The organism is Brevundimonas sp. RM1, assembly GCF_052907225.1.
This window is the reverse complement of record NZ_JBRERY010000002.1, coordinates 38,935-56,829: the sequence shown is the minus strand read 5'-3', so window position 1 is coordinate 56,829 and position 17,895 is coordinate 38,935. Positions and strand designations below refer to the sequence as shown.

General features: G+C 68.7%; 18 protein-coding genes. 13 read left to right on the top strand and 5 right to left on the bottom strand.

Features of this window, described 5'->3' with window-relative positions; genetic code table 11:
* Positions 1–59 precede the first annotated feature (59 nt).
* A complete protein-coding gene (locus ACU5AP_RS02185) occupies positions 60–1,571 on the top strand; it encodes an ActS/PrrB/RegB family redox-sensitive histidine kinase (protein ID WP_052748035.1) in 1,512 nt (503 codons plus the stop codon).
* 70 nt (positions 1,572–1,641) lie between these two features.
* Positions 1,642–2,208, top strand: coding sequence for an ActR/PrrA/RegA family redox response regulator transcription factor (locus ACU5AP_RS02180; RefSeq protein ID WP_076224487.1), 567 nt, complete (start codon positions 1,642–1,644; stop codon positions 2,206–2,208).
* Between the two features lie 211 nt (positions 2,209–2,419).
* Here ACU5AP_RS02180 and ACU5AP_RS02175 read toward each other — a convergent pair whose 3' ends face one another.
* Together ACU5AP_RS02175 and ACU5AP_RS02170 are read right to left on the bottom strand one after the other, a co-directional pair.
* Positions 2,420–4,465, bottom strand: a complete 2,046-nt coding sequence (locus ACU5AP_RS02175) for a transglycosylase domain-containing protein (RefSeq protein ID WP_446680739.1) — start codon at positions 4,463–4,465, stop codon at positions 2,420–2,422.
* Between the two features lie 104 nt (positions 4,466–4,569).
* The gene (locus ACU5AP_RS02170; RefSeq protein ID WP_446680738.1) at positions 4,570–5,514 is read right to left on the bottom strand and encodes an alpha/beta fold hydrolase; all 945 of its coding nucleotides are present in this window, start codon (positions 5,512–5,514) and stop codon (positions 4,570–4,572) included.
* A gap of 99 nt (positions 5,515–5,613) precedes the next feature.
* Between ACU5AP_RS02170 and ACU5AP_RS02165 the strand changes: the two genes are divergently transcribed.
* The 3 genes from ACU5AP_RS02165 to ACU5AP_RS02155 all read left to right on the top strand — a co-directional run bounded on the left by ACU5AP_RS02165 (position 5,614) and on the right by ACU5AP_RS02155 (position 9,215).
* The gene (locus tag ACU5AP_RS02165; RefSeq protein ID WP_446680737.1) at positions 5,614–6,729 is read left to right on the top strand and encodes a Rieske 2Fe-2S domain-containing protein; all 1,116 of its coding nucleotides are present in this window, start codon (positions 5,614–5,616) and stop codon (positions 6,727–6,729) included.
* A gap of 57 nt (positions 6,730–6,786) precedes the next feature.
* Entirely contained in the window at positions 6,787–7,434 is a 648-nt protein-coding gene (locus ACU5AP_RS02160; RefSeq protein ID WP_046653072.1) for a DUF1345 domain-containing protein, read from the top strand.
* 278 nt (positions 7,435–7,712) lie between these two features.
* Entirely contained in the window at positions 7,713–9,215 is a 1,503-nt protein-coding gene (locus ACU5AP_RS02155) for a DEAD/DEAH box helicase (protein ID WP_369822421.1), read from the top strand.
* 78 nt (positions 9,216–9,293) lie between these two features.
* Here the strand turns inward: ACU5AP_RS02155 and ACU5AP_RS02150 are convergent, their stop codons facing one another.
* Positions 9,294–10,598 carry an OmpP1/FadL family transporter gene (locus ACU5AP_RS02150; RefSeq protein ID WP_088410857.1) on the bottom strand — a complete coding sequence of 435 codons (1,305 nt, stop codon included), beginning with the start codon at positions 10,596–10,598 and terminating at the stop codon, positions 9,294–9,296.
* 181 nt (positions 10,599–10,779) lie between these two features.
* Positions 10,780–11,550 (bottom strand): competence/damage-inducible protein A, encoded by a 771-nt coding sequence (locus ACU5AP_RS02145; protein WP_128719268.1) that lies wholly within the window; start codon positions 11,548–11,550, stop codon positions 10,780–10,782.
* Positions 11,551–11,701: 151 nt separating this feature from the next.
* On the opposite strand from ACU5AP_RS02145, the gene map reads away from it, so the two are divergent.
* The 5 genes from map to ACU5AP_RS02120 all read left to right on the top strand — a co-directional run bounded on the left by map (position 11,702) and on the right by ACU5AP_RS02120 (position 15,018).
* Positions 11,702–12,523 (top strand): type I methionyl aminopeptidase, encoded by an 822-nt coding sequence (map, locus tag ACU5AP_RS02140; protein WP_003166680.1) that lies wholly within the window; start codon positions 11,702–11,704, stop codon positions 12,521–12,523.
* Positions 12,524–12,549: 26 nt separating this feature from the next.
* Positions 12,550–13,281: a RadC family protein gene (gene radC, locus ACU5AP_RS02135; protein WP_128719270.1), complete on the top strand. Its 732-nt coding sequence runs from the start codon at positions 12,550–12,552 to the stop codon at positions 13,279–13,281.
* Entirely contained in the window at positions 13,278–13,796 is a 519-nt protein-coding gene (locus tag ACU5AP_RS02130) for a GNAT family N-acetyltransferase (RefSeq protein ID WP_128719271.1), read from the top strand. Before radC ends, ACU5AP_RS02130 begins: the two co-directional genes overlap by 4 nt.
* Before the next feature lie 81 nt (positions 13,797–13,877).
* The gene (locus ACU5AP_RS02125; protein ID WP_003166683.1) at positions 13,878–14,120 is read left to right on the top strand and encodes a BolA/IbaG family iron-sulfur metabolism protein; all 243 of its coding nucleotides are present in this window, start codon (positions 13,878–13,880) and stop codon (positions 14,118–14,120) included.
* A 4-nt stretch (positions 14,121–14,124) separates the two neighbouring features.
* Entirely contained in the window at positions 14,125–15,018 is an 894-nt protein-coding gene (locus tag ACU5AP_RS02120) for an oxidoreductase (protein WP_446680736.1), read from the top strand.
* Positions 15,019–15,024: 6 nt separating this feature from the next.
* On the opposite strand, the gene cysQ is transcribed toward ACU5AP_RS02120, so the two are convergent.
* The gene (gene cysQ, locus ACU5AP_RS02115) at positions 15,025–15,822 is read right to left on the bottom strand and encodes a 3'(2'),5'-bisphosphate nucleotidase CysQ (protein WP_128719272.1); all 798 of its coding nucleotides are present in this window, start codon (positions 15,820–15,822) and stop codon (positions 15,025–15,027) included.
* Positions 15,823–15,921: 99 nt separating this feature from the next.
* Here cysQ and chpT point away from each other — a divergent pair, with 99 nt between their 5' ends.
* The 3 genes from chpT (at position 15,922) to ACU5AP_RS02100 (ending at position 17,893) form a co-directional block, all read left to right on the top strand.
* On the top strand, positions 15,922–16,635 hold the full coding sequence (gene chpT / locus ACU5AP_RS02110) for a histidine phosphotransferase ChpT (protein ID WP_050796775.1): 714 nt from the start codon (positions 15,922–15,924) through the stop codon (positions 16,633–16,635).
* Positions 16,636–16,697: 62 nt separating this feature from the next.
* A complete protein-coding gene (locus ACU5AP_RS02105) occupies positions 16,698–17,081 on the top strand; it encodes a response regulator (protein ID WP_003166687.1) in 384 nt (127 codons plus the stop codon).
* On the top strand, positions 17,078–17,893 hold the full coding sequence (locus tag ACU5AP_RS02100; RefSeq protein ID WP_128719273.1) for a CheR family methyltransferase: 816 nt from the start codon (positions 17,078–17,080) through the stop codon (positions 17,891–17,893). The genes ACU5AP_RS02105 and ACU5AP_RS02100 overlap by 4 nt, the downstream gene beginning before the upstream one ends.
* The last annotated feature ends 2 nt before the right edge of the window (positions 17,894–17,895 follow it).

Here is a 17,895-nt window from a genome sequence, read left to right as displayed (position 1 = left end):
TCGGCGGCCGCGACACGGCGAACCGTGCAGCCGCTCTTCGCCCGGTCTATAGAAGAGCGGTGAGCCGTACAGAAGCCCCCATCCCGTCGCACGCCCATCCCCACGCCCCGCCGCATCTGCTGGCCCAGGCGGGCGGCGAGCTGGCCGGTCTGCCGGAACTGCCCCGGCGCGGGCGGGGCCTGTCGCTGCGCACCTTGATCGTGCTGCGCTGGCTGGCGGTGATCGGCCAGACCTCGGCCATCCTGACCGCCTATTTCGCCCTGCACTTCCCCTTGCCCTTGTGGGAGTGCCTGACCGTGATCGGCGCGGGCGTGGTGATGAACCTGGCCACCATGGCGCGGGCGCGGCGCATCGACGGCAGCCTGCCCGACGGGCCCAGAACCGCCGCCCAGCTGGGTTTCGACATCCTGCAGCTGGCGACGCTGCTGGCCCTGACCGGGGGGTTGGCCAACCCTTTCTGTCTGCTGCTGGTCGCGCCGGTGACGATCGCGGCGGCGGCCCTGCCTGCGCGTCAGGCCGTCATTCTGGGCGTCATGGCGCTGATCGCCGTGGGCTTCCTGTTTTCCTGGTCCTTGCCTTTGCCGTGGCGGCTGCATGAGCACCTGGAGCTGCCGGGCCTCTATCGCCTGGGCCTTGGGCTGGCCCTGGTGACGGGGGTGCTGTTCACGGCCGGCTACGCCTGGAAGGTGGCGGCCGACGCCGACAAGCTGGAGCTGGCCCTCGCCACCACCCAGGACGTGCTGCAGCGCGAGCAGAGGCTGGCGGCTCTGGGCGGACTGGCCGCCGCCGCCGCCCATGAGCTGGGCACGCCCCTGGCCACCATCCAGGTCGTCGCCAAGGAGATGCTGCGCGACGCGCCCGCAGGCAGCCCGGCGGCCGAGGACGCCGCCCTGATCCTGCAACAGGCGGAACGCTGCCGCGCCATCCTCAAGCAACTGTCGTCCCAACCTGAGGAAGGCGACGCCCTGTTCGCCGACATCGGCCTGAAGGCCCTGCTGGAGGAGGTGGCGGAACCGCACCGGGGCTTCGATCTCGATTTCGACATCGCCCTGAAGATTCCGCCCGGCCAGGAGGCCCCGCGCCTGCGTCGCCTGCCCGAGATCGTCCACGGCCTGTCCACCCTGGTCGAGAACGCCGCCGATTTCGCCACCGCTCGCGTCCAGCTGACCGGGGTGGTCGACGCCGGGTGGATCGAGATCGACATAGTCGACGACGGCCCCGGCTTCGCTTCCGAAATCCTGCCGCGTCTGGGCGAGCCCTATGTGACCAGCCGTCCTCAGGCCAAGGCCCGCCGCGCCCTGGCCGCCCAGATCGCCTCGGCCACCCGTCCGGCCCGCCGCGAGCGCCGCGCGCCGCCTCCGCCGGTCACGGCCCCCATCGCCCCCAGTCAGGGCGGCATGGGCCTGGGCTTCTTCATCGCCCGCACCCTGCTGGAACGGTCCGGCGCCAAGGTTTCGGTGGGTTCAGGCGACGCCGCCAAGGGTCAACCGGGGGGCGCTCGCGTCTCGGTCCGCTGGCCGCGCCAGGCCCTGGAAGTCACCGCCTCGGCCATGGAAGGCGATGGAACCTGATGTCGCAGTCGCGAGCTTGGCCCTTGACCCTGCGTCCCTGACGCACGACCTGAACCCGCAGGAGAATTTCATGTCCGAACTCGAGACCCAGATCACGGAACAGATTGCGGCCCTCAGCGACAAGTCCTTGTTGCTGCTGGACGATGATCAGGCCTTGCGCACCCGCCTGGGTCGGGCGCTGGAATCGCGCGGTTTCGTCGTCGCCCTCGCCGGCTCCGTGGCCGAGGCGAACGACGCCCTGCGCCAGTCGGTCCCCGCCTTCGCCGTGCTGGACATGCGTCTGGAAGACGGCAACGGCCTGAAGGTGGTGGAGATGATCCGCGAGCGGCGCGAGGACGCCCGCATCGTCATGCTGACTGGCTACGGCGCCATCGCCACGGCCGTCGCGGCGGTCAAGGCCGGCGCCGTCGACTATCTGCAGAAACCCGCCGACGCCGACGACGTGGTCAAGGCTCTGCTGTCGACCGGCGAGGCGCCGGAGCCGCCGGAAAACCCCATGTCGGCCGACCGGGTGCGCTGGGAGCATATCCAGCGCGTCTATGAGCTGTGCGACCACAATGTGTCGGAGACCGCTCGCCGCCTAGGCATGCACCGCCGCACCCTGCAACGCATCCTGGCCAAGCGCGCGCCGCGATAGGCCTTTTTTTGCGCGCTATGCTCGCGGCGCGGTCGCTCGCGGCTTGAGCGCGCGCCTTATTGTCCTTCTCCCCTTGCGGGAGAAGGCGGCAGGCGAAGCCTGACGGATGAGGGGCCTTGGGCCCTCAATCCGTCTGCCTGTTTCCAGCGTGCAGAAACCCCTCATCCGGCCCTGACGGACCACCTTCTCCCACAAGGGGAGAAGGGAGAATCTAGAAGAACAGCGCGTCCGGTTGGCGCTCTTGCGGCGGGCTGGGGCGCGCCGCCGGGGGCTGCTGCGGCTGCGGGGCCTGGCCGTCGATGACGACGGGCGGCGGCGCGTCCTCATAGGGCTGGGCCGTGGCGTAGGGATCCTCGACCTGACCCATCAGGTCGCCGACGGGATCGGGCGGGATCCAGCCTTCGGGCAGGGGCGGGCCGTTGGGGATGGCCTGAACCGCCAGCTTGGGCAGGGCCGCCTCCATGAAGCCGCGCCAGATGGCGGCGGGCGAGGAGCCGCCGGTGACGCGGGCCATCGGCTTGTTGTCGTCCTTGCCGACCCAGACGGCGGCGACGAAACCGCCCGTGTAGCCGACGAACCAGGCGTCCTTATAGTCCGAGGTGGTGCCGGTCTTGCCTGCGATGTCGCGCCCGCCGATGGCGGCTGAGCGGCCGCTGCCCGAGGTGATCACCCCGCGCAGCATCTGGTTCATGTAGTAGAGCGGCGGATTGTTGATGGCCTGGCCGCCTTCCGACGGGCCGTGGGTGTAGATGACCCGGCCGGACGGGGTGCGGATGCGGCTGATGCCATAGGCGTCGACGCGGCGGCCGCCGTTGGCGAAGGCGTCATAGGCCTGGGCCATTTCCAGCGGACTGACCTCGACGGCGCCCAGAGCCATGGACGGCTGCAGGCCGATTTCACTGCTGATCCCCAGACGGCGTGCGGCGCGGGCCACGCTGTCGCGCCCGACCTGATCGGCGACATAGGCGGCGACGGTGTTGGTCGACTGGGCCACGGCCTGGGCCAGGGTCATCTGGCCCGAGAAGCGGCCCGAGTAGTTGCGCGGCGACCAGCCGCCGATGGTCACGGGCTGGTCCACCACCGGGGTCTCGGGCGTGTAGCCGGCCTCGACCGCCGCCAGATAGACGAAGGGTTTCCAGGCCGAGCCGGACTGGCGACGCGCATCGACGGCGCGGTTGAACTGGCTGTCGCCGTAGGAGGCGCCGCCGATCATGGCGCGCACCCGGCCGTCGCCGTCCAGGGCGACCAGGGCGGCCTGTTCGACGCCCTTGCCCTTGTCGCGATCCAGGATGCGGCGCACGGCGCGCTCGGCGTCGGTCTGCAAGGTCAGGTCCAGGGTGGTCTCGACGACCAGGTCTTCGGTCGGCTCGCCGACCAGGCCGCGGATCTGCTTGTCCAGCCAGTCGATGAAGTATTGGGCGTGCTGGCTGGCCAGGGTCTTGGACACCCGTACCGGTTCGGCCACGGCGGCTTCGCGCTGGGCCGGGGTGATGGCGCCGACCTCGACCATTTCGTTCAGCACGACATTGGCGCGGGTGGCGGCGCGCTCGCTCTCGGATACCGGCGAATAGCGCGAAGGCGCCTTCAGCAGGCCCGCCAGCAGGGCGGCCTCGCCGACCGTCAGCTTGTCGGCGCTCTTGTCGAAATAGCGCTGCGAAGCGGATTCGATGCCATAGGCGCCGGCGCCGAAATAGACGCGGTTCAGATAGAGGGCGAGGATCTCCTTCTTGGAGAACTTCATCTCCAGCCACACGGCCAGCATCAACTCCTGAACCTTGCGCTTCATGTTCTGATCGGGCGTCAGGAACAGGTTCTTGGCCAGCTGCTGAGTGATGGTAGAGCCGCCCTGGACCACGCGCCCGGCCTTCAGGTTCGAGGCCATGGCGCGGCTCATGCCGATCGGGTCGAAGCCGGGGTGGTGGTAGAAGCGGCGGTCCTCGATGGCCACGAAGGCCGCGGGGACGTAGTCGGGCAGGGCGTCCAGATCGACCGGCGGCGCCATCTGGGTGCCGCGCACCGCGATCAGGGCGCCGGAGCGGTCCAGATAGGTGATCGAGGGCTGGCGATCGACCTCATACAGGCTGGAGGTGTCCGGCAGGTCGCGCGCGAAGACGGCGAAGAAGACGACGGCGAAGATCAGGCCCCAGACGGCCAGCACCGCGCCCCAGTAGAAGAGGCGGCCCATGAAGGTCCGACGCGGTTTTCCTCCGCCCTGATCGTTCCCGTCGGGTCCGCGGTCTTTGCGCGCCATGAACATCCCTCTATGCCAGCGGCGCGAACCCTAGCCGTTCGCATCGCCGACGAAAACGCCCCCGTTTCCGATCACGGCAGCGTGAGCGCCTATTTCGCCGAAAGAATGGCTTATCTCGCCAGGAAGGCGTCCAGTTCGCCGTAGAAGGCCGTCGGCTGGTCGAACATGATGAAGTGGGCGCTGTCGTCGATGCGCTTCAGCTTCGCGCCGGGCAGGGGCGCGAACGACATCTGATAGATGGCGTCGGTGACGGCGTCGGTCATGCGGGCGTCATTGAACTTGACGTAGAGCACCTCGGTCGGGGCGGTAATCTTGGCCAGTTCGGGGCGCAGGTCGGTCGTGACCAGTTCGCGGAAGGCGGCGGCCGAGACCTTCTGGTCGCTGTCGCGCATGTCCTGAAGCGCCTCTTCGCGGCGGCTTTCCGTATTGATCATCCCGTTGATGGCGGTGGTGGCCTGGGCGACGTAGGCCTCGCGCGGGCTGGTTGATTGGGCGGTCCAGATCTGATCGGCGACGGGGGTCACGCTTTCGGCTGTTGCACCGGGCGCGCCGAACATGGCGCCCATGAAGGGGATCATGTCCACGACCATCAGCTTGCCGACCAGGTCCGGGTGACGCGCGGCCAGCATCATGCCCATGGTTCCGCCCATGGAGTGGCCGACGACGGCGGGCTTGTTCAGATGCTGTTCGCGGATGTAGCGGGCGATCTCCTCGGCCACGGGGGCGCCGACCGGCTGGGGCGCATCGCCTTGCGCATTGGCCTGGGGCGCGGTGCCCGCGAAGCCGGCGACGTGGATGCGGTGGACGCGATAGCGTCCGGCCAGATGATCGACCGTCCCCTGCCAGATGTCGGGCGAGGACGACAGGCCGGGGATCAGGATCAGATCGGGCGCGCCCTCCGGCCCGTCGACGCGGACGCTGAGGCGTTCGGAGGCGAAGGCTGCGTGCGCCGCGTCGTGGGCCGCGTGGTTGACGTGACCGTCCTGAGCCAGGGCGGGCGCAGCGGCCAGCAACAGGGCGGCGGCGATGAAGGCGGCTGAGGCGGTGCGGATCAAGGCGTCTCTCCCAAAGAGAATTTGCGCCAGATTAATTCATCGGCTGAGGAAGGGAATGGCCTTTGGACGGCCGCCCGTCCCTGCTGCTACAAGGCGGCCATGATCGCAGACGCCGCGCCCGCACCTTCCGCCACGCCCGAAGCCAAAGCCCCGCCGACCGCCTTCGGCAAGGGCTTCATCACCGACGCCTGGTATTTCGTCGCCCTGGCGCGCGACGTGCCGGTCGCCAGCCTGAAACGCTATGAGATCATGGGCGAGCCGGTCTTGATCGGCCGCACCCGCGCGGGCGAGGTCTATGGCATGCGCGACATCTGCCCCCATCGCGCAGCGCCGCTGTCGGCCGGGCGGCTGGTCGAAAAGCCCGGCGAGGGGGAGACGATCGAATGCCCCTATCACGGCTGGCGCTTCCGGCCGGACGGGGGGTGCGCGGCCATCCCGTCGCTGGTCGAGGATCAGGCGTTCGAGGCCAGCCGCATCAAGGTCCGCGCCTATCCGGTGCGCGAGAGCCAGGGCATGGTCTTCGTCTGGATGGCGGCCGACGCGCGCAACCCGTCCGAGCCGGATCAGGAACCGCCGCAGTTTCCGGGCGCAGTCGGCCAGCCGCGTCTGGTCGAGTGGATGGATTTCGACAGCCATATCGACCACGCCGTCGTCGGCCTGATGGATCCCGCCCACGGGCCTTACGTCCATCAGCAGTGGTGGTGGCGTTCCGAACATTCGATGCACGAGAAGGCCAAGACCTTCGCCCCGGTCGACTTCGGCTGGGCCATGGTGCGTCACGCGCCGTCGTCGAACAGCCGCCTCTATAAGGTGCTAGGCGGGGCGCCCGCGACGGAGATCACCTTCCGCCTGCCGGGCTATCGCTGGGAGCATATCCAGGTGGGCGAAAAGCAGGTGCTGGCCCTGACCTGCCTGACGCCGGTGAGCGAGACCAAGACCCGCATCACCCAGATCTTCTGGTCCGACCACTGGGTGTTCGGCATCGCTAAGCCCTTCCTGCGCATGGGCGTGGTCGCCTTCCTGAAGCAGGACGGCGGCATGGTGAACCTGCAGAACGAGGGGCTGAAATACGACCCGGCCCTGATCTGGATCGACGACGCCGACAAACAGGCCAAATGGTACCAGCAGCTGAAGCGCGAATGGCTGAAGAGCCGCGCCGAGGGCCGCGCCTTCGTCAATCCGATCAAGGAGACGGTGCTGCGCTGGAAGAGCTGACGGTCAGGGCGGGCGGGGGCTCTGGTCGGCGGCGCGGAACCGCGTAATCATGCGGCCATGAAGCGGATCGCGCGCATCTTCCGTCTGCATTTCGCCCTGTGGCTGGGGCTCGCCGTCCTGGCGGTCGCGGTGATTTTAACGCCTGCCGCGTGGGACTGGCCGATGCGGATCGCCGCCGCCTGGGACGCCAGCGTCTGCATCTTCCTGACGCTCACCTTCATCCGCCTGTATCGCCATCGCACGACGGCGGCTATCCGCAAGCGAGCGGCGGATCTGGATCAGGCGGGCGGCGCCGTCCTGCCGCTCAGTTTGCTGGCGGCGGCGGCCAGCGTTTTCGTGATCGTCATGGAGACGGCGGACGGCGGCAAGCCGAGCCTGGGCGAGGCGTTGTTCTCCATCGGCACCATCGCCGCCTCCTGGCTGTTCACCCACGTCCTGTTCGCCCTGCACTACGCCCATGAATTCTATGCGCCCGCCCACGGCGGCGGCGATCGGCGCGGGCTGATCTTTCCCGGCGAAGAAGAGGCGGACTACGGCGACTTCCTGCATTTCTCCTTGATCATCGGCGTGGCCAACCAGACGGCCGACATCCAGATCAGCAGCCGTAAACTGCGCCGGATCGCCACCGTGCACAGCCTGATCGCCTTCGTCTTCAACACGGTGATCCTGGCCCTGGCGGTGAATATGGCCGTGAGCCTGCTCTAGGCTTTCGCACGCCCATTCCAGCCGGGCGCCTTGACTTGGCCGCTATTGAGGCCCATCTGCGCTGCATCGCACAATGCGATGACCGGCGCGTTCCAACGCGTGTTGGGCTTCCCTCCCCGGAAGGCCTGTCTGTCGAGCGGCCGGATCATTCGATTTCATACGTCGTCCATACACGCGGGGCGGCGCCCGTTCCCCGCCCGAACTTCGGGCAGGCGACGTGCGCCCTTTGTGAAACCGGCCTGTCCGGCTGCGCCCGTCGTCGTTCGTGAAAGATAGACGTGAGCGAAATTACCTTTGAATCCATGGGCCTGAACAAGGCTCTCCTGACCGCCCTGGCCGCGACCGGCTATGAGAAGCCGACGCCGATCCAGGCCAAGGCCATCCCCGACGTGATGAAGGGCAAGGATCTGCTGGGCATCGCCCAGACGGGCACCGGCAAGACGGCGGCCTTCGCCCTGCCGATCCTGCATCGCCTGGCCGAGAACCGCGTGGCGCCGCGCCCGCGCACCACGCGCGCCCTGATCCTGAGCCCGACGCGCGAGCTGGCCACTCAGATCGGCGACAGCTTCAAACAGTACGGCGCCCACCTGGGCTTCCGCGTGGCGGTCATCTTCGGCGGCGTGAAATACGGCGCCCAGGAACGCGCCCTGCAGCAGGGTCTGGACGTTCTGGTGGCCGCGCCCGGCCGCCTGCTGGACCACATCCAGCAAAAGACTCTGGACCTGTCGACCTGCGAGATCTTCGTTCTGGACGAAGCCGATCAGATGCTGGACCTGGGCTTCATCAAGCCGATCCGCCAGATCGTCAGCCGCATCCCGGCCAAGCGTCAGAACCTGTTCTTCTCGGCCACCATGCCGTCGGAGATCGGCAAGCTGGCCGGCGAGCTGTTGAAGGATCCGGTCAAGGTCCAGGTCACGCCGCAGGCCACCACGGTCGAGCGCATCAAGCAGTCGGTGATCTGGGTCGAGCAGGGCAAGAAGCGCGCCCTGCTGACCGAACTGTTCTCCGACCCGGCCTATACGCGCTGCCTGGTCTTCACCAAGACCAAGCACGGCGCCGACAAGGTCGCGGCCTATCTGGAAGCGGGCGGCGTCGAGGCCGGCGCCATCCACGGCAACAAGAGCCAGCCGCAACGCGAGCGCGCGCTTGAGGCGTTCAAGAACGGCAAGCTGCGCGTCCTGGTCGCCACCGACATCGCCGCGCGCGGCATCGACGTGGACAAGGTCACTCACGTGGTGAACTTCGAGCTGCCCTATGTGCCGGAAGCCTATGTCCACCGCATCGGCCGCACGGCCCGCGCGGGCAAGGACGGCACCGCCATCAGCTTTGTCGCCGGCGACGAGATGAAGCTGCTGAAGGACATCGAGAAGGTCACGCGCCAGAAGATCCCCGCGATCGACCGCCGCAACGACAAGGCGCTGGCCCAGCTGGACGCCTCCATCATGTCGGCGGGCGTGGCCAAGAAGGCGACCCTGCCCGAGCGTGAAGGCAAGCCGCAGGGTGAAGGCCGGGGCGGCCGTGGTCGCGGCGGTCGCAATCCGCACCGCGAGGGCGTCAAGCTGGAGGGCGGCGGTCAGCCGCACCGTCAGCGTCGCGGCCGCAACGGCGCGCCTGCGGCCGAGCGTCCGGCGGCGGCCTATGATCCGATGGCGGGCGACCGCGCCCGTTCGGCCGCGCGCGCGACGCCTGCGGCCGAGCCCAAGCCGGTCGGCGAGCTGCAGCGCCGCCCGCGTCGTCGTCGCCCGTCGAACGGCGGCAAGGGCCACGCCGCCCAGGGCTGACGCTCTCGGCATGAGGCGAATAAAAACGGCGGCTCCTTTGCGGGAGCCGCCGTTTCCTTGTCCGCCGTCAAGCCGGGATCAGAAGGCCCAGCGTGCGCCGATCGAGGCGACCAGGGCCGAGCCTTCGGCCTCGCCGCGCAGGTGCGAGGTCACGGCCGCCGGGGTGCCGGCGTAGAAGGTGCGGTCGTCGTGGATGGTCGAGTCGCTGAAGGCGATGTAGGTCAGACCGGCGTCGAAGGTGACGCCTTCGGTCACTTCGGTCGAACCGCCGACCGAGAACAGCCAGCGGTCGGCGTCGGGGATGCGGGCCGTGCGCAGGCTGTCGCGGGTCGGGGTCGGGTCATAGCCGACGCCGGCGCGCAGCGTGGTCTTGTCGCTGAGGGCGTAGTCCAGGCCGATGGCGCCGGTGGTCACGTCCTTGTAGTTCTGATGGATGACGTCGCCGCCGCCCGTGTACTCGACGGTGATGGCGTCGAACTCGGACCAGCCGATGCGATTGACCTGGGCGTTCAGGGTCAGCTTGTCGTTGACGGCGTAGCGGACCGAGGCCGAGGCGAACCACGGGGTGTTGAAGCTGGCCTTGCCGCCGGTCGAGACGTTGGCGCCCGCCAGCGGGCCCAGCAGACCGGCCACGGTCACGTCGCCTTCCAGTTCGTGCTCGATCTTGGAGCGGTAGCTGAGGCCGAAGTCCCAAGGCCCCTTGTGCACCTGGGCGCCGACGTTCCAGCCGAAGTCCCAGCCGTCGCCTTCCAGGCTGTTGGAGCCGTCGGGCAGCAGTGGGGACAGGTTCGGCATGGCCGAGGTGAGCTTGGCCTTGACGAACTGCGCGTTCAGCCCGGCGCCGACGTCCAGCCAGTCGTTGACCTGATAGGCCACGGTCAGGCTGGCGTCGCCCGAGCGTAGCTCCGACGTCAGGGCGTCGTAGCGGGCGAAGGAGCCCTGTTCGTACTTGGTGGTGAAGTTGTAGGGGGCGGCCACCGAGACGCCGACGGCGAAGCGGTCGCCGATCGGCGTGGCGAAGGCGAAGTTCGGCACCAGGCCGCTCTCGATCGGATCGACTTCGGTGTTGCGCGGGTTGCGCACCGGCGCGTCCAACCCGCCTGGATAGGTCAGGTAGGAGCCGGCGTTCTTCACTTCGGAATCGATGCGGATGGCGTGCAGTCCGACGGAGACTTCACGGCCGCTGCGGGCGATGGAGGCGGGGTTCCACCACATCGAGCCGACGCCGCGATCGGCGGCTTCGCCCGAGAAGGCGCGCCCAGCGCCGCGCACGGACTGTTCCTGCAGATAGAAGGAGCCGGCGAAGGCCGGGGCGGCGACGCCCGTCATCAGGGCGGTGGTCAGTGCCAGGCCGCCGAGGCGGGCCATGTTCCTGGGGGTCATTACGCTTCACCTATGTCGTGGGCCGGCCATTGGAAAAGCGGACGGCCTTGGTTCGGGGAGAGCCGCCACGCTACTCATCACAGCGTCCGTGTCATGAAAGCGTTGCGTCCAAGGCCGGTGTCGGACCGCTTCTCGGCGAAAGAGTGGCGCAAAAATCGCACAATTTCACACCTTGGTGAGGTTACGTAGCGGCAATTTCGATGCCTGAAGAACGCAGGTTTGCAGCAAGATCGTGTTCCGCTGCGTCAACTTCAGCCGAATCCCGTCCCCGGATCACTAGGTGGGTTCCGACCTGGCCAGGCGTCTGACCGACGCTGAATCCAAAGGGGTAGGAGCCGAAGGACAGGTGCGGCCGCGCCTCGGCCGCGGCGCGCAGGATGTCGGCCACCGCGCCTTCGCCGACGCCGGCGACGCGCAACGAACGGCTGTGGACCGGGACGCCCGTCTTCAGGCGCGGCGCCACGTCGTCCAGCATGGCCTCCATGATCTTGGGCACGCCGGCCATGACGAAGACGTTTTCGACCTGAAAGCCCGGCGCGCCGCTGACCGGGTTGGCGATCAGCACGCCGCCGTCGGGCACGCGGGCCATGCGGCGCCGCGCGGCGTTGAACTCGCCCGGCGCATAGCGGCGCGCGAGGATGGCGAGCGCTTCGGGGTGTTCGCTGACCGGAACGCCGAAGGCGGCGCCGACCGCATCGGCGGTGATGTCGTCATGGGTCGGGCCGATGCCGCCGGTGGTGAAGACATAGTCGTGGGCTGCACGCAGGGCGTTCAGGGCCCCGACGATCTGATCCTGACGGTCGCCGACCACCCGCGCCTCCATCAGATCGACGCCCAGCGGCGCCAGAAACCGGGCCAGGGTGGTCAGATTGGTGTCGCGCGTGCGGCCCGACAGGATTTCGTCGCCGATGATCAGGACGGCGGCGGTGGGAGAGGGGGCGATCTGGGACATGGCTCGTAGATAGGATGGGCGCGGCCCTGCGTCAGCGGCGAACCCTGACGGGCTTGAGGTTTTGTGCTAGTCTGACCATCTGAAGTCCTGAAAGCAGCCTCTTCGCCCGTTCCGCGCCCTTGCGGAGCGCGCGCCTCCCCGAAAGCCGAGCATGTACGAGACCCCCGACCTGGAAACCGACGTCTTCGTCCGCAGCCACGAAATCCGCATCTATGACGCGGAAGGGTTCGAGGGCATGCGCAAGGCCGGCCGTCTGGTCGCCGAGGCGCTGGACATGATCGGCGAGCATGTGAAGCCGGGCGTCACCACGGGCGAGTTGGACGACCTGGTGCGCGAGTTCACCCTGGACAACGGCGGCGTCCCCGCCTGCCTGGGCTACAAGGGTTACACCAAGACGGTCTGCACCTCGATCAACCACGTCGTCTGCCACGGCATTCCGGGCGACAAGGTTCTGAAGGAAGGCGACATCGTCAACATCGACCATACGGTCATCGTCGACGGTTGGCATGGCGATAGCAGCCGCATGTATCCGGTCGGCGAGATCAACGCCCGCGCCAAGAAGCTGATCGACGTCACCTATGACTCGCTGGACCTGGGCCTGGCCCAGATCAAGCCGGGGAACACCTTCGGCGACATCGGCTTCGCCATTCAGAAATTCGTCGAGGCCCAGCGCATGAGCGTGGTGCGCGACTTCTGCGGCCACGGCATCGGCCGGGTCTTCCACGACAGCCCCAACGTCCTGCACTACGGCCGTCGCGGCGAGGGCGCGGTGCTGAAGCCGGGCATGTTCTTCACGGTCGAGCCGATGGTGAACCTGGGCAAGCCCGCGGTGAAGGTGCTGTCGGACGGCTGGACCGCCGTGACCCGCGACAAGTCGCTGTCGTCCCAATGCGAGCATTCGATCGGCGTGACCGAGGACGGGCTGGAAATCTTCACCGCCTCGCCGAAGGGCCTGTTCCGCCCGAAATTCTGAGTTAGTCTCCCCCTTGGGGGAGGCTGATGCTGGATCAACCGCCGGAACAACCGAAGGCCAAGCCGCACCACGCCGGGCATCGCGAGCGGCTGCGCGAACGCGCGCGCACGGCGGGCCTCCATCATCTGCCGGACTATGAGCTGCTGGAGCTGTTCCTGTTCCGCAGCCAGCCGCAGGGCGACGTCAAGCCGGTGGCCAAGGCCCTGCTGGCGCGGTTCGGGTCGCTGGCGGCGGTGCTGGCGGCCTCGGTCGAGGATCTGATGACGGTCAGGGCCGAGGATTCGCGCGGGCGGCCCAAGGGGGTGGGCGCCGAGACGGCGCTGGACCTGGCCGCCCTGCATGAAGTCTCGCGCCGGGTGGCCAAGGAAGAGGCGAACAAGCGCACCGTCATCTCGTCGTGGACGGCCCTGCTGGCCTATGTGCGCCTGTCGCTGCAGCACGAGCCGCGCGAACAGTTCCGCGTCCTCTATCTCGACAAGAAGAACCAGTTGATCCTCGACGAGATCCAGAACCGGGGCACGGTTGATCATGCCCCCGTCTATCCGCGCGAAGTGGTGCGCCGGGCGCTGGAGCTGTCGGCCAGCGCCATGATCATCGTTCACAACCACCCCTCGGGCGATCCGACGCCCAGCCGGGCCGACATCGACATGACCAAGCAGGTGATCGAGGCGGCGCGCGCCTTGTCGGTCCAGGTTCACGACCACCTCATCGTCGGCCGCGAAGGCGTGGCCAGCTTCAAGCAACTGGGATTGATGTGACTGTTCTTTCGACCGCGCGCCTGACGCTGGCGCCTGTCGCCGTCGGCGACATGGACGACCTGACCGCCCTGTGGGCTGACGCCGAGTTCACCCGCCACATCATGGGGCGTGGACTGTCGGAGGAGGAGGTCTGGTTCCGCCTGCTGCGCGACATCGGCCACTGGCAGGCCAAGGGCTATGGCAACTGGTCGATCCGCGAGACGACGACGGGCGCCTATGTCGGCAGCGTCGGGGTGCTGGACTACCGCCGCGAGATCGACCCGCCCTTCGACGCGCCGGAGCTGGGCTGGGGCGTGGCCCCCGCCTTCCAGGGCGCGGGCCTGGCGCGCGAGGCGCTGGAGGCGGCCCTGGCCTGGACCGACGCCTATCGGCTGGAGCCGCGTACGGTCTGCATGATCTCGCCCGAGAACGCGCCTTCGGTGCGTCTGGCCGAACGGGTGGGCTATCGCCCCTACGCCCGCGCCGACTACAAGGGATCGACCGTCGACCTGTATGAGCGTCCCCGCGCCGGATGACCGGCTGACAGAAGGGACGCGGGGCGATAAGCTTTACAATTCAGGCCCTGAGACGGCCTTCTGCCTTCTAGGAGTTCTGTGATGCCCATGTCCGTCGACGACCTTCGCGCCCATCTGGTTGAGGCCTTCCCCGACGCGGACATCGCCATTGAGGATCTGGCGGGCGACGGCGACCACTATCGCGCCCGTATCGTGTCCGAGGTCTTTCGCGGCATGAACCGCGTGCGCCAGCACCAGACCGTCTACGCCGCGCTCAAGGGCAAGATGGGCGGCGAACTGCACGCCCTGGCGCTGGAGACCTCGGCGCCGGTCGAGGCCGGCTGATCCCGTGCGCTATCGCCCCTTCGGCGCCACAGGGGCCGCGGTCTCCAGCCTGACGCTCAGCCTGGGGGCAGAGGCGACGGCGCGCGGGCCGAACCATGTCCGCGACCTGGTGTTCGCGGGGCTGGAGGCGGGGGTGAACGCCTATCATCTGGAGCGGCTGGACCCGACGTTGCTGCAGGCTGTCGGCGAGGCCCTGGGCCATGTCGAGCGGCGGTTGGTGTGGGTCAGCGTCAGCCTGGGGGCCGACCGGGATTTCTCGGCGATGGCCCTGGGGCGTTCGATCGAACAGGGGCTGCACGCCTCGGGTCTGGGCTGGTTCGACATGGCGGTGTTGGAGCGCCCGGCCGAGAATGAGTTGCCGCAGACCTCCCTGACCGCCCTGAAAGCCATGCGGAAGGCCGAATATGTGCGGATGCTGGGGGTGTCGGGCGACGAGCCGGTGACGGATCTCTATGTCTCGACCGGGGCGTTCGACGTCCTGTTCACGCCCTTCCACGTCAATGTGCCCTGGCAGGTGCGCTCGCGCATGAGGGCCGCGCGCGATCGAGAGATGAGCCTGTTCGCCGACGACTACTTCCCCGACAGTCTGGCGACCGAGCGCCGCGCGGCTGATGCGGGCGGGCCGAAGAAGCGGGGCCTGTTCGGCGCCTGGGGCGCGGGGCGCGGCGAGGCCGATCTGGAGCGGCCGGGCTCCTTCGCCTTCCTGCACCGGACGCCGGGCTGGACCGGCGAGGCCATCTGCCTGGCCTACGCCCTGGCTGATCCGTCGGTGGCCAGCGTGCTGGTCCGGCCCAGGGACAGGGCGCATCTGGAGGAACTGGCGAGCGTGCCCGAGCGCGACCTGCCCGCCGGCCTCTCGGCTCAGATCGAGATGGCGCGGGTGGACGCTTCGGCCTGACCGCCCTCAGGCGCCGATGGCGGAGAAGGGGCCGTTGAGGAAGCTGGGCTTGCCATAGGCCAGGGGACGGCCGTCCTCGGCCAGGACGCGGCCGCCAGCCGCCTCCAGCACGGCCTGGCCGGCGGCGGTGTCCCATTCGCTGGTAGGGCCGGTGCGCGGATAGGCGTCGAAGCGGCCCTCGGCGATCAGGCAGAACTTCAGCGAGGAATCCATGCCCTGCCACTGGATGCAGCCGTTGCGGGCGGCCAGGCGTCGGGCGTCGTCTTCGCTGATGCTGTGGCTGACCAGGGCGACGGCGTCGGCCGGGCGTTCGCGCACCCGGATCGGCCGCCAGGGCTCGCCGAAGGCGCGGCGAAGGGCCCCCTGACCCGGCGCGGCCGAGCGCCAGCTGATCCCCAGGGCCGGAGCCGTCACCACGCCGGCTACGGGCGCGTCGTGGCGGATCAGGGCGATATTGACCGAATAGCTCTCGCGCCCCTGCACAAAGCCCTTGGTGCCGTCCAGCGGGTCGATCAGCCAGAACCATGCGCCGACCGACGGCGGGGCGCCGTCGGCGGCGACCGCCTCTTCGGCCACGGCCTCGACCTGGGGCCAGTGTTCGGCCAGGCGGCTCAGGATCAGGGTTTCGGCGGCGCGGTCGGCCTCGGTGACGGGGCTGGCGTCGGCCTTGGTCTCCACGGCCGTGTCGGCCCGCCAGTAGGGCAGGATCAGGCGCGCGGCCTCCTCGGCGATGTCGGCGATGACCTCGGCCAGGCGGCCGGAGGCGAGGTCGGTTTCGAGGTCGGCGTAGGCGGAGACGGTCATGAAGCGCTCGATAGACCATGCGGCCGGTTTAACGAACCGGCAAATCAGGCCACCTTGGCCTTAACCTTTTTGAAAACCTGCGCGCCGCGCCTTGGCATCATGACCGTTTCCGACGACCCCGCCTCCCTATCCGCCGCCGATCTGCCTGTGGACGGCGCCGAACTGGCCGCCTTCATCGCCGCCAAGCTGTGCCACGACTTCATCAGCCCGGCGGGCGCGGTGATGTCGGGCCTGGACCTGCTGGACGACCCCACCGCTCAGGACATGCGCGACGACGCCTTGGGCCTGATCCGTCAGAGCGCGGCCAAGATGGTGGCCCTGGTGCATTTCGCGCGCGTGGCCTTCGGCGCGGCGACCAGCAGCGAACAGTTCTCCGGCGCCGAACTGCACGGTCTGGTCGCGGGCCTGACCGACGGCGGGCGCGCCACGCTGGACTGGCGCGTCGGCGAGGAAACCTTCACCAAGATTCAGGCTCGCGCCCTGATCAACCTGGCCTATCTGACCGTTTCGGCCCTGCCGATGGGCGGGGCCGCGGTGGTGACGGTCCGCCGCGAAGGGGACCAACTGTTCCTGGTCGGTTCGGCCGAGGGCGCACGCGCCCGGCTCAAGCCCGAGGCCGTGGTCGGCCTGAAGGGCGAGCGGCTGACCGAGGGTCTGGCGGGCCAGTGGATCCAGCCCTACTGGCTGTGGCTGACGGCGCGCGAGGCGGGCGGACGGCTGGACCTGGCGACCGAAGAGGGCCGCGTGGCCTTGATGGCGCGTCTGCCGGGCGCTAATGAGCAAACCGCGTTCGTCGATCCAACGCTCCGTTAACCCGCCTGAACGACTATGGCGAGAGCGTGATTTCGATCTCGCGCAAAACGGGAAACGACCCAGTGGACCCCAGAACCTGTCTGATCGTGGATGACAGCCGCATCATCCGCAAGGTGGCGCGCCGCATCCTGGAGGATCTGTCCTTCGACGTGGCCGAGGCGGCCGACGGCGCCGAGGCGCTGGACTATTGCCAGGCCGCCATGCCGCAGGTGGTGCTGCTGGACTGGCAGATGCCGGTGATGGACGGCCTGGCCTTCCTGCGTCGTCTGCGCGATCTGCCGGAGGGGCGCGCGCCCAAGGTTCTGTTCTGCTCAGTCGAGACGCGGGCCGACCGAATCGCCGAAGCCCTGTCCGCAGGGGCCGACGAATATGTTATGAAGCCCTTCGACGGCGAGATCCTGCAAGCCAAGCTCGCCGAAGTGGGAGTGGTGCAGTCGCCGTCATGACGCCGGAGGATTTTGATCGTCTTCAGACCCTGCTGGCGTCCCGCGCCGGCTTCCGGCTGACCCGAGACCGGATGCAGCTGGCCGAGCACCGGCTGGGGCCTGTGGCGCGGCGCGAAGGCTATCACAACGTCGAGGCCATGCTGACCAGTCTGTGGAGCCGCCCGGTCGCTTCCCTGGGCTGGAGCGTGATCGAGGCCCTGTTGAACGGCGAGACCTGGTTCCGGCGCGACCGCACGGCCTTTGAGGTGATGGAGCGCGAACTGCTGCCCGCCCTGACGGCGGCGCGGCCGGGCGGCCGTGTGCGCATCTGGTGCGCCGGCGCCTCGACCGGGCAGGAGGCCTATTCCCTGGCCATCGCCGCCCTGGAGGCGGGGGCTCGGGTCGAGATAGAGGCCACGGACCTGTCGCGTCAGGCGATCGAGAAGGCCATGTCGGGCCTCTACACCTCGTTCGAGATTCAGCGCGGCCTGTCGGCGCGCGCCATGCTGCGCTGGTTCGAACAGGTCGACGACCAGTGGCGCGCGCGGCCCGAGTTGCGCGCCGCCATCGCCTTCACGCGCGCCAATCTGCTGGATGAGCCGACGGATGAGGGTCGGTTCGATGTGGTCTTCTGCCGCAACGTCCTGGGCGACATGGCGCCGGAGCGTCGCGCCCGGGTGCTGGACGGGCTGGAGCGGCGGATGGTTGACGACGGCTGCCTGTTCCTGGGCCACGCCGAACGGCCGGACGGCGACAGCGTGGCCTTCCGCCCGGTGGCCGGGCGCAAGGGCCTCTATGTGAAAAGCGCGGCCGCCGCGCGCCGCGCCGCCTGAAC

Bases quoted from the DNA above. Each gene is read 5' to 3' on its own strand.
- ACU5AP_RS02180 (WP_076224487.1), top strand. From the start codon at position 1,642: ATGTCCGAACTCGAGACCCAGATCACGGAACAGATTGCGGCCCTCAGC.
- ACU5AP_RS02175 (WP_446680739.1), bottom strand. From the start codon at position 4,465: ATGTTCATGGCGCGCAAAGACCGCGGACCCGACGGGAACGATCAGGGC.
- ACU5AP_RS02165 (WP_446680737.1), top strand. From the start codon at position 5,614: ATGATCGCAGACGCCGCGCCCGCACCTTCCGCCACGCCCGAAGCCAAA.
- ACU5AP_RS02160 (WP_046653072.1), top strand. From the start codon at position 6,787: ATGAAGCGGATCGCGCGCATCTTCCGTCTGCATTTCGCCCTGTGGCTG.
- ACU5AP_RS02150 (WP_088410857.1), bottom strand. From the start codon at position 10,598: ATGACCCCCAGGAACATGGCCCGCCTCGGCGGCCTGGCACTGACCACC.
- ACU5AP_RS02145 (WP_128719268.1), bottom strand. From the start codon at position 11,550: ATGTCCCAGATCGCCCCCTCTCCCACCGCCGCCGTCCTGATCATCGGC.
- map (WP_003166680.1), top strand. From the start codon at position 11,702: ATGTACGAGACCCCCGACCTGGAAACCGACGTCTTCGTCCGCAGCCAC.
- radC (WP_128719270.1), top strand. From the start codon at position 12,550: ATGCTGGATCAACCGCCGGAACAACCGAAGGCCAAGCCGCACCACGCC.
- ACU5AP_RS02125 (WP_003166683.1), top strand. From the start codon at position 13,878: ATGCCCATGTCCGTCGACGACCTTCGCGCCCATCTGGTTGAGGCCTTC.
- cysQ (WP_128719272.1), bottom strand. From the start codon at position 15,822: ATGACCGTCTCCGCCTACGCCGACCTCGAAACCGACCTCGCCTCCGGC.
- chpT (WP_050796775.1), top strand. From the start codon at position 15,922: ATGACCGTTTCCGACGACCCCGCCTCCCTATCCGCCGCCGATCTGCCT.
- ACU5AP_RS02100 (WP_128719273.1), top strand. From the start codon at position 17,078: ATGACGCCGGAGGATTTTGATCGTCTTCAGACCCTGCTGGCGTCCCGC.